The sequence below is a fragment of the Paenibacillus glycanilyticus NBRC 16618 genome, assembly GCF_004000805.1.
Taxonomy (GTDB): domain Bacteria; phylum Bacillota; class Bacilli; order Paenibacillales; family Paenibacillaceae; genus Pristimantibacillus; species Pristimantibacillus glycanilyticus.
The window spans coordinates 100,258-114,874 of record NZ_BILY01000017.1 but is presented as its reverse complement, the minus strand read 5'-3'; the positions used below and the strand labels follow the sequence as shown (position 1 = coordinate 114,874).

The following is a 14,617-nucleotide window of genomic DNA, read 5'->3' as shown; positions in this document are numbered from 1 at the left end:
GAAATAATAGTAACAATGAATGAATGTTATGGCAATAAGAGGGATGCGAAAACATGACTATTGTCCTATACGTTTAGCACCACTCTGCGAATTTCCATCCATTAATTGGATAAGGGCTCGATGGGATTCCAAGGGCTGCCCTGCTGATGCCCTTTCCATTCGGAACCGTCTTCCCAAATTTCCTTTTTCCATATTGGAACGATCTGCTTCAGTCTTTCGATGGCATACCGGCTTGCTTCATAGCAGGCATCTCTATGGGGGGAAGAGACAGCGATAACGACGCTTGTCTCCGCCAGGTCAACAACGCCGATCCGGTGGGAAATCGCCGTTAACGTGCCCGGCCAGCGTTCATTAAGCTCCGCGCCAACCTGTTCCATCGTACGTACGGCCATAGGCGCATACGCTTCGTATTCCAGACGGACCGTGCGCTGCCCATTGGTCCATTCTCGCGTCGTTCCCACAAACGCAATCGCGGCGCCATGTTCGGGCACAATGACTTTAGCTAGCACTTCATCCGAAGTCAGCGGCTGCTTCGTAATCACGTAACGGCCGTCCGCTGAAGAGCATTCCGATCCGTCTGCTTCATTCTGCTCCGGCTCTCCGCCCGAGACGGGAGGGAGGACCGCAAGCTCGTCCGATGCTTGAATAACGGCATCGTCGGAAGCATAAGTCTGATTGCAAGCCACAAACGAAATACGCACAAGATCTGCCTGCTCCGGAAAACGGCCGGCGAGCTCCTGCTTGAGGGCTTCTACCGTCATCGAGGGAGTGTCTGTCTCTATTTGAATGACCGGGCTGCCGAATCGGTCGGAAAGCCCGGCGAACAACTGGATTTTCCAAGTATACGCCATGTTATATAACCTCTCATCGCTAAAGGGTGAACTCCGTATTAGCATACCATAATCATGTGAAAAATGTTATTCTAGTAGAAGAGAAAAGGAGTGAGAGGCATGCCCCCATTGTTGGACCGTTTCGGGAGAGAACACGATTATTTGCGTATTTCGGTTACGGATAGATGCAATTTGCGTTGTTTATACTGCATGCCCGAGGAAGGCATGGAATTCGCTGATGCCAGTCACCTGCTCAGCTATGATCATATTGTGGAGGTCGTTCAGACGGCTGCGGAGCTTGGTATTACCAAGCTGCGAATTACTGGCGGCGAACCGCTTGTCCGCCCGGATCTGGATACTCTGATCCGCAGGCTGAAGGCGATTCCGGGCATTGAGGACATCGCCTTGACGACAAACGGCATGCTGCTCGGCAAATACGCCGAGGCTTTAAAGGCTGCGGGTTTGAACCGCGTCAATATAAGCCTGGATACGCTTGATCCCGCGAGGTTCAAGTTTATTGCCCGCCGCGGCGAGCTGAAACGGGTCATTGAGGGGATTGAGGCAGCCGGCAGGGCTGGCCTTGCTCCGATTAAGCTGAATTGCGTATTGCTCAAAGGAATTAACGAGGACGAAATCGCTTCGTTCCTGAAGCTGGCATACGAGCAGCCGATGCATGTCCGATTTATTGAATATATGCCGATTGGCCATGCGGACGATAATTGGCGCAACCATTATTTGCCGTTGTCGCATGTGCTGGATACGGCACAGCGCGAGGGCTACTCGATTGCAAGACGTACGAACGTAAAAGGAAACGGCCCGTCCGATGATTGGCAGATGGAAGGCGGCAAGGGCTCCTTTGGCCTTATTCATCCGGTCAGCGATCATTTCTGCAAGAGCTGCAACCGGCTTCGCCTGACGGCAGACGGTTCGATGAAGCCATGCCTGTATTGGGTGGATGAGCTGAATGTGAAAGCGGCGCTTGGCGATCCCGAAGCGATGCGCGACATTTTCTACAAGGCGATGGATCTGAAGCCTGAAAATCATGAAATGGCGGCTAAGCTGGCGAATGAGGCGTTGTCCCATACGCCAACCGACCGCCGAATGTCTCAAATTGGCGGGTAACGAACCGGAGGAGGCAGGCATGACATTCTCAAATCGATCAATTCTAATTCTGCATAGCAACGATATTCATAGCCGTCTCGAGAATGCAGCAAAAATAATGACTTATATAGAGGAACAGCGTGCCGCCTACGGCAGCGAACATATTCTCTGCCTGGATATCGGCGATCATATGGACCGCATCCGGCTGGAAACCGAGGGCAGCGACGGCATGGTGAATGTCGAGCTGCTGAATGCGGCCGGCTATGATGCGGTGACGCTTGGCAATAACGAAGGCTTAACGTATTCGAAGGATACTCTGGAGCGGGTATACCGCGAGGCGAAGTTTGCGATTCTTGGCGCCAATATGCGCGAGCTCGATACCGGCAAGCTGCCGGAATGGCTGCTGCCCAGCACGGTTATGGAGAAGAACGGCATCCGTATTGGTCTCATCGCCGCTACGGCCCGTTATACGGACTTCTACGAGCTGCTTGGCTGGGATCTGACTGATCCTCTTGAAGCCATTGGAGGAGAAGTGAGGAGGCTTAGAGAGCAGGTTGACGTGATAGCCGTCATGTCTCACCTCGGGATTAACGTCGATAAGCAGATGGCGGAAAAAATACCGGGCATCGATCTGATCATGGGCGGGCATACGCATCATTTGCTTGAGGAGCCGCTTGTTATCGGCGGCACCTCAATTTGCGCCGCCGGGAAATACGGCGAGCAGATCGGACGCGTCGAGCTCGAGCTTGACGAGAGCGCGAAGCGTCCCATTATCCGCGCAGCATGCGTGCCGATGGCCGCCTATGCGGAGCATCCCGCAGCCGCCGCGATAATCGGCGGCTACCGCGAGGCGGGCGAGCGGCGCCTCAGCCGGGTTATCGCCCGGCTGGATGCGCCGCTGCCCGCCCTCCCCGAGCGGGAATCGCCGCTCGGGAACCTGCTGGCCGCCGGCCTGCGCCGCCATGCCGATGCCGAGATCGGCATCGTGAACACGGGGCAGCTGCTAGGCGGCCTGCAGCAGGGCGACGTGACGGAGGGGCAGCTGCATGCCCTCTGTCCGTCGCCGATTAATCCGTGCCGCCTGCTGCTCAGCGGCGCGAATATCCGGGCAGCGCTGGAAGAAGCGCTGCTGCCTTCCTTCACGGGCATGCCGATCAAAGGCTACGGCTTCCGCGGCGAGGTGCTCGGGACGCTTGCGATTGACGGCATGGAGGTCGAATACGATCCGTCCCTACCGGAGCTGCATCGAATCGTGTCGATTCATGTTAACGGCGAGCCGCTCTCCGACGAGCGGGAATACGTGGTTGGCTGCATCGATATGTTTACGTTCCATATCGGCTATTTGTCGCTGGGACAGGCGACGGAGGTATCCTACTATCTGCCCGAATTCATCCGGGATCTTCTTGCCGAAGAACTGAAGGAAGGACATGGAATCAGCGCTTGTCACCGAGAAAGATGGAGAATATTGTCGAATTTTTAGTATAAAATGGTTGCCAAGCGTGAATTTATACCTTACATTAACAATACGGATAGTTTTGACCGAATATAAGAATGTATAAGTTTTTTCTGTTAGTATAGACACCGTTTTGTTAAGGGGAAGGATCAGGAACATGCGCTTGGTACCCATATCGCAATGCCAGCCTGGCATGAGACTTGCCAAAAAGATTTTCTCGGGCGACGGATTAGTCCTCTTGGGAGAAAACATGGAATTAACGAGTCGCCATATTTTCCGCCTGGAACAATATGGTATTCATTATGTGTTTATTAAGGATCCGAGGACGGATGATATCGTTGTTCCTGAAATTATAAGCGAAAATACGATCAGTCTCGCCTTGAAGGAGATCAAAACGAATTTCCGCGCGATGATGGAGTTGCCGAAGCAGAAAAAAGGCGCTCCATACCCGTACATCGCGCAGCCTTTCAAACAGATCATGAATATGATTATCGATGATTTATCCAATCATAAAGATGCCATGATTATGTTGATGAACATGGGGATTGTCGACGAATACCTCTATCAGCATTCGCTGAATGTCTGCGTATATACGACATTGCTTGGCTCTGCCCACGGATATGCAAGAGAGGAATTGATGAAGCTCGGAATGGGCGCATTGCTTCATGATATAGGGAAGACGCAGATTCCGATGGACGTGCTGAAAAAGCCGGGCTCTTTGACCGATCATGAATTCCAGATGATGCGCAATCATGCCAAAATCGGATTCGAGCTTCTGAAGGATGAGCCCAATATGCCGTTAATTGTCGCGCATTGTGCGTTCCAGCACCATGAACGGGTTGACGGAAGCGGTTATCCGCGCGGGATTAAAGGGGACGAAATCCATGATTTCGCCAAGTGGATCGGCCTGGTTGATTCCTATGACGCCATGACGACAAACCGCGTATACCGTGCGCCTATGCTGCCTCATCAAGCAATCGAATTGCTGTATGCCGGCACCGGCACCTTATACGAACAGCAGATGGTGCAGCTCTTCAGAGACAAGGTCGCTATTTATCCAATCGGGATAACGGTCAAGATCCATACGGGCGAGACCGGAGTTGTCGTCGATTTCAACCATTCGTATCCGCACCGGCCAATTATCCGGATGCTCTATAACGAAGCGGGGGAAGAGCTGGTCGTGCCTTACGAAATCGATTTATCGAAGCAGCTCAGCACGATGATTGTCAGCGTAAACGGCGAGCAGTCGAATGTTGGTCTAGCCTCGGGAATATAATAGGAGAAAAGGAGGCTGTCCGGCCTCTTTTTTCGTTTTTTATACCTATTTCCATTTGCTTCATTCCCCTTCGAACATTACAATGGTATAAGCTATACCCAATTTAACCATGTAAGTCAGGTGCTGATATTAATGAATACGATAGATTACGCTTTGAAAAACAATACCCTCACGCCATTATCTCCCCTTAATGATCCTTGGGACCCGATCCGATCCTTGCAGCAATATGGACGCCATACCTTGACCAGTGTCGAGATGACCGTATCCAACCTTTGTAATATGCGCTGCGAGCATTGCGCCGTAGGCGATACGCTTGTGATGTCGGAGCCGGCTAAGCTTCCTCTAGAGCTGATGATCAAACGTCTGGATGAAGTGAAGCATTTGGAGACCATAAGCATTACGGGCGGTGAGCCGTCTTTCTCGGATCGCACCGTGAAGGAGTACATGGTTCCGCTTCTTCAATATGCGAGAAGCCGCGGCATTCGTTCGCAGATTAACTCGAATGTCACGCTGCCTTATAGCCGCTATGAGCAGCTCGCTCCTTATCTGGACGTGATGCATATTTCTTTTAACTATACGAATGCGGACGACTTCCACCAGATTGGCTTCGCGAAGGCCGGCCATGCGGTATCCCGCGAAGCCGCTGCCAAGCTGTATGACCGGATGATTGATAATGCCAAGCGGTTAAGCGATGCTGGCGTTCTTGTATCCGCCGAATCGATGATTAACTACCGCACTCATCATCAAATTGAAGAAATTCACCGGTTAATTATCGAGATGGGCTGTCAGCGCCATGAGGTGCATCCGATGTATCCTAGCTCGTTCGCGAAGGATCTCCCGGTCTTATCCAAGGAAGATATGCAACGGGCGATCAGCAGACTGCTCGATACTAGGGACAAGAATGTGTGGATGCTGTTCGGGACCCTGCCGTTCTATCAGTGCAGTGACAATCCGGAGGAACGAAAGCTCTTGTCGAGACTGGCTTCGGAGCCGAATGTGACGGTGCGTAATGATCCGGACGGCCGTAACCGTCTGAACGTGAATCTTTTTACCGGTGAAGTATTTGTAACCGACTTCTCGGATGTGCCTGCGTTTGGCAACATTAATGATGAGCAGCTGGACCAATTGTTTGATCGCTGGCTTGACCATAAGCTCGCAAAAAGCGTGAACTGCCATTGTCCGGCGGCCGCTTGCTGCGGTCCAAACCTGCTGGTGAAAGACATGTATTATAAGGATGAGGATTTCCACCAGAAGAAAGCCATTCTTTAAGCTTCCGCGCGGAAAAGGGGACATGACTTTCGGAAATGGGCGTATGCTGATAGTGGACGAAGCTCATGCGAAAGTCATAGCCCCGCTTACATAACGGTTCGTAAACTTTTCCAGAGGAAAGGAGGTATCGTTAGAGTGTCGATTAAAACGTTAGTCATGGTTGCGTTTGGGCTGTTCCTGTTGTATCTGTTGTTTACGGTTGGGGCGCCGTTCCTGCTTGCGCTGGTTGTCGCTATTTTCCTCGAGCCGCTGACCCAGTTTCTGATCCGCCGGCTTAAGACCAATCGTCTCGTAGCTTCGACGATTTCAAGCAGCCTGTTTACGGTTATCCTGATCGGACTCATGGCGCTGCTGGGTGTCAAGGTGGTCGCGGAGCTTATCGCCTTCGCGCAGAAAGTACCCAACTATGTTGGGGATGCCAGTACATACGTAACCGATCTGGTCGAGAATGCAAGATCGCTTTATGCGAACTTCTCGCCGGATACCGTAGGCCAGATCGAGAATTGGCTGACCGATATGAGCAAGTCGCTCACAGGTATGGTAGGCACATTGTCGTCCTCCGTTATTTCTTTTGCTTCGGGGATTCCGAGCATGTTCATTTTCTTTATCGTCTTTCTCGTTGCGGTGTACATGTTCGGCTTCAGCCTCAATACGATGAAAGATACGTTCCTGACGCTGTTCGAGGAGAAATCAAGGCCTCAAGTCAATGAAGTACTCGAAAATTTGAAAAAGTCGATCTTTGGCTTCCTTCGGTCGCAAATTATTCTGAGTGCTCTAACCTACATCCTCTCGTTGATCGGTCTGATTATCCTGGATATCAAGTATCCGCTTGCGATTGCCCTTCTTATCGTAATCGTGGATATTATGCCAATCTTGGGTACGGGGACGGTGCTTGTCCCTTGGGGAACTTATCTGGTGATCACCGGTGACCTGTATGCCGGAATTGGACTCTACATCCTGTTCCTGTTCATGACGGTATTCCGCCGCATTGTAGAGCCGAAGATTCTGGGCGATTCGGTAGGCATCGGTTCCTTGTCCGCTTTGATCAGCTTGTACGTTGGTTTTAAGCTGGTTGGCGTAATCGGGGTTTTCCTTGGACCGCTGGTTGTCATTATCTACATGGCAATCCGCAAAGCAGGTTTATTCAAAATAAATATTAAGCTATAACGCGATCCGGCAGATACTGCCGGATTTTTTATTTTGCAATTCGATTACGTACGGAATATTTGATGTTTTTTTCGGTATTCTCCGGGGGTATACGAAGTGTGGCGCTTAAGCAGGCGCGAAAAGTAATTTATATCCTGAAAGCCGCATTGCTCCCCGACTTTAACCAGAGGAAGCTTGGTATGCGCGAGGAGTTTTTTTGCACGATCGATCTGCAAGTGATGCCTGTACTGCATGGGGCTCATGCCGGAATATTCCTTTAGACAGCGCGCCAAATAGTCGAAATGATAATTTAAATCCAGTTCAATCCGTTTGGAATCGAAAGGAAGTTCGAGCTGGTCTGCCAGGTAGGAAGCCATCATCTCGCCAATTTCGTATGTGCGGGCATTCGGGCTGTTCTCCCGTAGTCCATTCTGTAAGAGAATGAGAAGCTGACCGAAGAGGATCTCTAATTCGAAAGAGCGCGAAAGAGTCAGCTTGCTGTGCAATTTGATCATTTCTTGCAACAAGGGAACGATTGCCCGCACATTGATGGCTGCAAACTTGGGAATATCGATGATGGCGGGGGGAGGGACGATATCCTGGTCCGTTACCTGCAGCAGGGGCTGCGGGGAGATGGTCTTCTCTTTCAGTAGCAAAAGATCCGACGGGTATTGAAAATGGATCCAGTACACTTCCGTTTCCGATTCCGTGGGACGGTAGCCACCGTGTATTTTCCCGGGTTCCAGAAGAAGCATCATCCCTTGTTCAAGCATGTACGGGATATCGTTCTCTTCCATGTATAACGTACCTTTGGTGCAGATAATCAGGTCGTATACATCGAATTGGCGGCGGGCATGCACAACTCCGCTTTGCCACAGCGTATGCCCGACAGTCGTCAGCAAAGGAAATGGCGGGACGGGCAGTTCCACGACCAGCATCGTATCATCTCCTTCTAATCCATGTAGATATTGTATGATTATTAGTCGTCATTGTCTGATTAATTAAATAAATAAATGAGATACATTAGTAGATATCATACGATATCGAGTGGTTGCTCGCAATAATAAGGAGGATCAAAAAAATGATAAACCCCGAGCTGGTGCAGAGGCAGAAATGGTTTGTTAATCAACGATTCGGCATGTTTATTCACTTCAATAGCGCTACCTTTCAGTTTGCCGATACGGAAATAGAGGATTGGGAATATGCGCACGAGAATCACGACGAGCCTCGCAGATTCCCTTTTGACCCGAAGAGCTGGAATCCGTCAGAATTGGATTGCGCGCAGTGGGCTAAGGCAGCTCAATCAGCAGGTATGAAGTTTGCCGCATTAACAGCGAAGCATCACGAAGGGTTCAGCTTATGGCCGACCCGTTATACGGAGCACAGCGTGAAAAACGCAGCCATTCAGCGTGATGTCGTCAAGGAGTACCTGGATGCTTTCAGGCAGGAAGGCATTGAGGCGGGGCTTTATTTCTCTATGCTGGACTTGCACCATCAAATCGGCCGTAAGAAGTGTACGCCAGAGGATAAGCATTTTATCAAAAATCAACTGGAGGAGCTGCTGACAAGCTATGGAGAGATTCCGTTCATCATCATCGATGGGTGGAACGCGCATTGGGGCGGTCCGAATTACGAGGAGCTTCCGTTCGAAGAGATAGATGAATGGGTAAAAGGATTCCAACCGCAATGCTTGCTGATGAATATCAGCTGCGAATCGACATTGGAGCATACGGATATCGTCTTTTACGAGAATGCCGCCGGTCAGGAAATAGAAGATTCCTTCAGCGGGCCGGGTGCAAGCTGCAACATTCTGACCAAAACCTGGTTCTGGAGAAAAACCGATTCCACTATGGAATTAAAGAGTACGGATTGGGTATTGCAAAAGGTTGAGGATGCGAATCGTCACAACGTCACGTTCTTATTGAACGGGGCGCCGAACCAAAGGGGACTCCTCGACAAAAATATAGAAGAGCGCTTTGCAGAAATCGGGACGCGTTTCGTGCAGCTCAAAGAGCTTGATGACGTGCCAGCGAACTGGCTGTATCGTGCTGAGACGTCCCCTCGACACTATGGTTGAAATTAGGTGATATTGAGCTGTTTCTATTATGTAATAAGAGGAACGATAAGGATCCGGCAGCTGCTGTCGGATTTTTTTTTATTGTGATAATGGGGAAAAGCCCTGCCGGCATACAGTTATTAGGAGATGTCTAATTGTCGGGAGGGATATCCGGATGACCACCGAGAGCAATGACCGCGTGGAAAGCAACGCTAGTATGGCGGCTCAAGCTATTAACAGTGTTCCGAACGCGGCAAACGTAGCTCATGCAGAGGCAAATGCAGCTAACGCAGAAAATGTTGCGGCTGCAGCAAATAATGCCCCTATGCCCAATATGGCGCCAGTAGAGAACATGGCAATAGGCAAGGAAAATACGGGGTACAAGACCGCAAATAACACAAACCCGCTTAATCAGGTCCATGTGTATGAGCCTTTTATCGGTCCATGCGATCCATGTCCGCCGATGAAACTAAAAACTTATGTCTTACCGCCTCACCTGTTTATCCCGTATCAGCCGCAGGGGCTGCCCCAGTATCCTATCCATGAGGCATTAAGGCGGGGAACGCTCTGGCCGGCATTGTTCAGCTCCTATCAGTCCAGGTATTACTTGTAAAGTAAGAAGTAAGAATTATCACAAATGGCCAGAGGATGGCCAAATGGGTGACAATTCTTTTTAGGAGGTTGATTTTCTTGAGCATTGTTCTGGACGAACAATACTACAGCAAGCTGGAAGAGCTTCAGGCGATAAGTTTTGCCTTGGTGGAATTGACCTTATATTTGGACACCCATCCGCATGACGCACAGGCGATCCAGCAGTTTAATCAGCTTGCAATGCAGCAGCATCAATGCAGGCAGGCGTTCGAAAGCCTATACGGCCCAACGCTTCAATTCGGGAACAGCTTCTCAAATTATCCCTGGCAGTGGTCTCAAAGTCCATGGCCGTGGCAGGTGTAGCAACACGGTTTGAGCCTGTATTTCCACTTGAGAAAGGGGACGTGTCAAACGGATGTGGTTATACGAGAAGAAGTTGCAATACCCCGTCAGGGTAAGCAAATGTGATCCTAGGATGGCCAGATACTTAATTGAGCAATACGGTGGGGCGGATGGCGAATTATCCGCTGCGCTGCGATATTTGAATCAACGGTATTCGATTCCGGATAAAGTCATAGGGCTATTAACGGATATAGGCACGGAAGAATTTGCCCATTTGGAAATGATTGCTACGATGGTGTATAAATTAACAAAAGATGCAACGCCAAGACAATTGGATGAAGCGGGGTTAGGAGAGAACTTTGTCAACCATGATAATGGAATGATGTATGTGAATGCTTCGGGTGTTCCGTGGACCGCAGCTTACATCCAGGCGAAAGGAGATCCAATCGCAGATCTGTACGAGGATATTGCCGCTGAGGAGAAGGCACGCGCCACCTACCAATGGTTGATCGATATGACCGATGATGTGGATTTACAGGATGGCTTAAAGTTTCTTCGTGAACGTGAGATTGTCCATTCGTTGAGGTTTAGAGAAGCGGTTGAGATGATTAAGTCTGATTGGGGCACGAAGAAAGTTTTTAAGGTTTAATGTAACATAAAAATGCTTTTCGTAGTATACGGTCAACCAGATTATATTGGTTGGCCTATTTTTATAAGCAGCGTTAGCCGGGAGAACTTAACAAGAGTCTTACGGATCAGATCCCCTCAGGCAAGCTTACGATCCCCTATAAAGGGAGGTCGGTGGAGGAGATAATGTGCAGAAAAGGATAAATTAGGGTGAGACTACGGATACTATGCCTAATCTTGAATTAGGAGGAGTTATATGTGAACGATATTGATAACATAAAACAAAAGCAGTTAGATGCCTATCGTGTTACGGATAAAGGCGAGGCGTTAACAACGAATCAAGGTTTGAAAGTCGAGGATGACGAGCACTCCCTTAAAGTTGGTCCGCGTGGTCCGACTATAATGGAGGATTTTCATTTTCGAGAGAAAATGACTCATTTCGATCATGAGCGTATACCCGAGCGTGTTGTACATGCGAGAGGCTTCGGCGCTCATGGCGAATTTGAATTATACGAATCGCTCTCTGAATACACCAAGGCGAAGTTTTTAACCGATACGTCGATCAGGACGCCATTGTTTGTTCGATTCTCCACCGTGGCAGGATCAAGGGGCTCAAGCGATACTGTGCGAGACGTACGCGGTTTTGCAGTTAAGTTCTATACAGAGGAAGGGAACTATGATCTTGTTGGCAATAACATGCCAGTGTTCTTTATACAGGATGCGGTTAAGTTTCCCGATTTCATACATGCGGTTAAGCCTGAGCCGCCAAACGAGATTCCACAAGCTTCGTCAGCACATGATACATTTTGGGATTTCGTAAGTACGAATACTGAAACCGCTCATATGATCATGTGGGTGATGTCAGGACGAGCGCTGCCTCGCAGCTTCCGTATGATGGAAGGGTTTGGCGTTCATACGTTCCGATTCGTAAATGAGCAAGGCAAGTCACATTTTGTTAAGTTCCACTGGAAACCTAAGCTAGGCGTTCACTCGCTGGTATGGGATGAGACGCAAAAGGTAGCAGGCAAAGACCCAGACTTTAACCGTCGTGATCTGTGGAATGCAATCGAGCAGGGGAATTACCCGGAATTCGAGCTTGGAGTTCAAATCTTAAAAGAGGAAGATGAATTCAGCTTTGACTTCGATATCCTGGATGCAACAAAACTATGGCCGGAAGAGATGGTGCCGGTACGAATTGTGGGGAAGATGACTCTGAATCGGAACACGGATAATTTCTTCGCTGAGACAGAACAGGTCGCATTCCATGTCGGCCATCTTGTGCCAGGCATCGATTTCACGAATGATCCATTGCTTCAAGGAAGGCTATTCTCCTATACGGATACGCAACTGCTTCGCCTAGGAGGTCCGAATTTCCCGGAGATTCCAATTAATCGTCCGATCGCACCAGTACATAACAATCAACGGGACGGCATGCATCGGATGACAATTAATCAGGGGCAGACGAGCTATCATAAAAACAGCTTGGCAAACAATCATCCTGCGCCAGTACCGACGAGTGAAGGTGGTTACCGTCATTACGAGGAGAAGGTGGAAGGTCGGAAGATCAAGGCTAGAAGCAATAGCTTTGAAGATCATTTTAGCCAAGCTTCTATGTTCTGGCATAGCATGTCTCCGATTGAGCAAAGTCAGATCGTAGACGCATTCCGGTTCGAGCTTGGAAAAGTGATGTCCAAAGAACTTAGGCAACGTGTGGTAGATGTGTTCAGCCAGGTTGCAGAGGATCTTGCGGAGCGTATAGCCGACGGCATCGGGGCAACACCAATTAAGGGCATCGCTGCGGCGCCGACAACTATATCTCCTGCGCTCAGCATGATGACTAAGACCAAGACTGCTGTTACACGCAAGGTCGCGGTCATGCTCGGTAATGGATATCACACAACAGAGGTACAAGCACTGTTAAAAGAATTGACAGCTTCGAAAGTAACGGCGGAGATTGTGAGTAAAACGCTTGCTCCAGTAAAAGGTGTTGACGGTACGCTTATCGAGCCTCAGCAATCGCTGCTAACGGCTGCATCCGTTCTGTATGACGCCGTATATGTTTGCGGCGGAGCCCAAGGTGTGGACGAGCTGCTTAGCGACGTTTCATCAGCGGGATTTGTTCGTGAAGCATTTCAGCATTATAAGACTATTGCCGCTGTAGGTGACGGTGTTCGTCTGCTTATTTCCGCAGGCGCCGTACAGGCTGCAGGGGAAAAAGCTGCTCAATTGAATGGCGTTTTAATCGCCGAAGAACAAAGTGCAGACAAACCATTCTATAAGTCATTTATTGATGCAATTGCCGAGCATAGGCATTGGAATCGAATAATTCAGCCGTAAATAATGGAAATGATCTTATTGAGGTCGGGGTATGTGTAATTCACAGCAACTTGGTCGGTTTCTTCAAAAAATGACATTAAAAGTCGCATAAATTGCGGCTTTTTTGTTTTAAGGATTTCCATCGCGACAGTATGGAGGCGTTTTTTAAAAAAATTTTAAGCTTGCTAATATATAATGAGGCCTACATTGATCAATGTGAATTTAAGAAGTGAATTTATGAAAGCTTGTCTGATCGGAGGACTTAAAATGGCGAAAATGAAAAAAAAGTGGGTAGCGCTATGTTCGACAGCTGTTGCTGCTGTCTATGCCGCTGGATATTGGTCCACGGAGGTCGATAAACCGGAAATGCTTGTCAACGGGACATATAGCAGTCCCATCGTGTCAAGCAAAGCCTCGGTATCCGGAAACGATGAGGTACCCTCAAAGTATATCGACGGAACCTACACCGGAATGGGAAGCAATCGCCGTGGCATGATTCAGGTGACGGTCGCTATCAAGAATGACCAAATTACGGACGTCGAGATTAGCGACTTCGCCATGCACTATTCAATCGATGACGTCATCGGAATGCCAGAAGAAGTATTGCAAATTCAAAGCGCGAAGGTAGCTAATGTCTCTGGCGCCACCTATAGTACAATTGCGTTCTCGGACGCTGTGCAGGATGCATTAAATCAGGCGCTTCGAACTTGAGGCCACACTGATGAAAAAAGCCAAATTATTCATGGACACAGTTGTTCAGATTGAAGCACACTGCGGTAAAACAATGTCGGAGGAAGAGCTCGATATACGAGTTAGCAGAGCATTCGATGCCTTTCGGCAAGTCGAAAGAGCGTGCAGCCGCTTCAGTCCCGAGAGTGAATTAATGCAGGCTTGTCGCAGAATTGGAAAAGCCACAACGATCAGCCCGTATTTGTTCGAGCCGTTAAGATTTGCACTTGAGATGGCCGAATGGACAGATGGCTCATTCGATCCCTCCATCGGCCGGTTACTAGAAACAAAAGGATTCAACAGCCATTACTTGACCGGTGTAAGGACGAACAGTGATGCTGACTTATCCGCCAATTTCCGGGATGTCGAACTCAATGAAACGAATCGTACATTATGCTTGCACAAACCGCTCATTCTGGATTTAGGCGCCACCGCCAAAGGTTTTGCCATCGACTTGGCAGTAAGTGAGCTCAAAGGCTGCCCCGGATTTGTCGTGAACGCAGGAGGCGATGTATATGCGGGGGGGACAGACGAGCAAGGCGACAAATGGACAATCGGCATCCGCGAACCGAAGAGCGCAAACACCGTCCTGCAGACGCTATACATTTCCGATGCCTCAGTATGCACTTCAGGAAGCTACGAGAGACGAAGCGAAGTGGAGGAAGGTGAGCATCATATCGTTCACCCTGCAACAGGCAGATCACCTAACGAATGGATTAGCTGCAGCGTTATTGCTCCTTACGCCATGATGGCGGATGCTTTTTCAACCGCGGCGTTTGCGATGGGCGGGGATGAAGGAATAGCATTAATCGCCGAGGCTGGCCTGCAAGGTTTGATCCTGACGAGGGATTTACGTATCAAAAGGATCGGAGGAATTTAGT

The 14,617-nt window shown here is 49.3% G+C and carries 14 protein-coding genes; 12 read left to right on the top strand and 2 right to left on the bottom strand.

Going from position 1 to position 14,617, the window contains the following annotated elements:
• Positions 1 to 101 precede the first annotated feature (101 nt).
• Complete coding sequence (locus tag PGL01S_RS15655) at positions 102 to 851, bottom strand: molybdenum cofactor biosynthesis protein (protein WP_116394328.1); 750 nt, start codon at positions 849 to 851, stop codon at positions 102 to 104.
• 99 nt (positions 852 to 950) lie between these two features.
• Between PGL01S_RS15655 and moaA the strand changes: the two genes are divergently transcribed.
• The 5 genes from moaA to ytvI all read left to right on the top strand — a co-directional run bounded on the left by moaA (position 951) and on the right by ytvI (position 7,096).
• Positions 951 to 1,952, top strand: a complete 1,002-nt coding sequence (gene moaA / locus PGL01S_RS15650; RefSeq protein WP_127495540.1) for a GTP 3',8-cyclase MoaA — start codon at positions 951 to 953, stop codon at positions 1,950 to 1,952.
• A gap of 19 nt (positions 1,953 to 1,971) precedes the next feature.
• Entirely contained in the window at positions 1,972 to 3,411 is a 1,440-nt protein-coding gene (locus PGL01S_RS15645) for a bifunctional metallophosphatase/5'-nucleotidase (RefSeq protein WP_127495539.1), read from the top strand.
• Positions 3,412 to 3,541: 130 nt separating this feature from the next.
• Positions 3,542 to 4,660, top strand: coding sequence for an HD-GYP domain-containing protein (locus PGL01S_RS15640; protein WP_127495538.1), 1,119 nt, complete (start codon positions 3,542 to 3,544; stop codon positions 4,658 to 4,660).
• Between the two features lie 132 nt (positions 4,661 to 4,792).
• Entirely contained in the window at positions 4,793 to 5,929 is a 1,137-nt protein-coding gene (yfkAB, locus tag PGL01S_RS15635; RefSeq protein ID WP_127495537.1) for a radical SAM/CxCxxxxC motif protein YfkAB, read from the top strand.
• A gap of 135 nt (positions 5,930 to 6,064) precedes the next feature.
• The gene (ytvI, locus tag PGL01S_RS15630) at positions 6,065 to 7,096 is read left to right on the top strand and encodes a sporulation integral membrane protein YtvI (protein WP_127495536.1); all 1,032 of its coding nucleotides are present in this window, start codon (positions 6,065 to 6,067) and stop codon (positions 7,094 to 7,096) included.
• Positions 7,097 to 7,140: 44 nt separating this feature from the next.
• Here ytvI and PGL01S_RS15625 read toward each other — a convergent pair whose 3' ends face one another.
• Positions 7,141 to 8,013 (bottom strand): helix-turn-helix domain-containing protein, encoded by an 873-nt coding sequence (locus PGL01S_RS15625; protein WP_127495535.1) that lies wholly within the window; start codon positions 8,011 to 8,013, stop codon positions 7,141 to 7,143.
• Positions 8,014 to 8,156: 143 nt separating this feature from the next.
• On the opposite strand from PGL01S_RS15625, the gene PGL01S_RS15620 reads away from it, so the two are divergent.
• The 7 genes from PGL01S_RS15620 (at position 8,157) to PGL01S_RS15590 (ending at position 14,616) form a co-directional block, all read left to right on the top strand.
• Positions 8,157 to 9,152, top strand: coding sequence for an alpha-L-fucosidase (locus PGL01S_RS15620; RefSeq protein ID WP_127495534.1), 996 nt, complete (start codon positions 8,157 to 8,159; stop codon positions 9,150 to 9,152).
• 442 nt (positions 9,153 to 9,594) lie between these two features.
• Complete coding sequence (locus PGL01S_RS31260; RefSeq protein ID WP_236013581.1) at positions 9,595 to 9,744, top strand: spore coat associated protein CotJA; 150 nt, start codon at positions 9,595 to 9,597, stop codon at positions 9,742 to 9,744.
• A 77-nt stretch (positions 9,745 to 9,821) separates the two neighbouring features.
• The gene (locus PGL01S_RS15610; protein WP_244935612.1) at positions 9,822 to 10,085 is read left to right on the top strand and encodes a spore coat protein CotJB; all 264 of its coding nucleotides are present in this window, start codon (positions 9,822 to 9,824) and stop codon (positions 10,083 to 10,085) included.
• Positions 10,086 to 10,137: 52 nt separating this feature from the next.
• Positions 10,138 to 10,713: a manganese catalase family protein gene (locus tag PGL01S_RS15605; RefSeq protein ID WP_116394337.1), complete on the top strand. Its 576-nt coding sequence runs from the start codon at positions 10,138 to 10,140 to the stop codon at positions 10,711 to 10,713.
• A 236-nt stretch (positions 10,714 to 10,949) separates the two neighbouring features.
• Positions 10,950 to 13,028 (top strand): catalase, encoded by a 2,079-nt coding sequence (locus PGL01S_RS15600; protein WP_127495532.1) that lies wholly within the window; start codon positions 10,950 to 10,952, stop codon positions 13,026 to 13,028.
• 216 nt (positions 13,029 to 13,244) lie between these two features.
• Positions 13,245 to 13,718, top strand: a complete 474-nt coding sequence (locus PGL01S_RS15595; protein ID WP_244935611.1) for an FMN-binding protein — start codon at positions 13,245 to 13,247, stop codon at positions 13,716 to 13,718.
• A 10-nt stretch (positions 13,719 to 13,728) separates the two neighbouring features.
• Positions 13,729 to 14,616, top strand: coding sequence for an FAD:protein FMN transferase (locus PGL01S_RS15590; RefSeq protein WP_127495531.1), 888 nt, complete (start codon positions 13,729 to 13,731; stop codon positions 14,614 to 14,616).
• The last annotated feature ends 1 nt before the right edge of the window (position 14,617 follow it).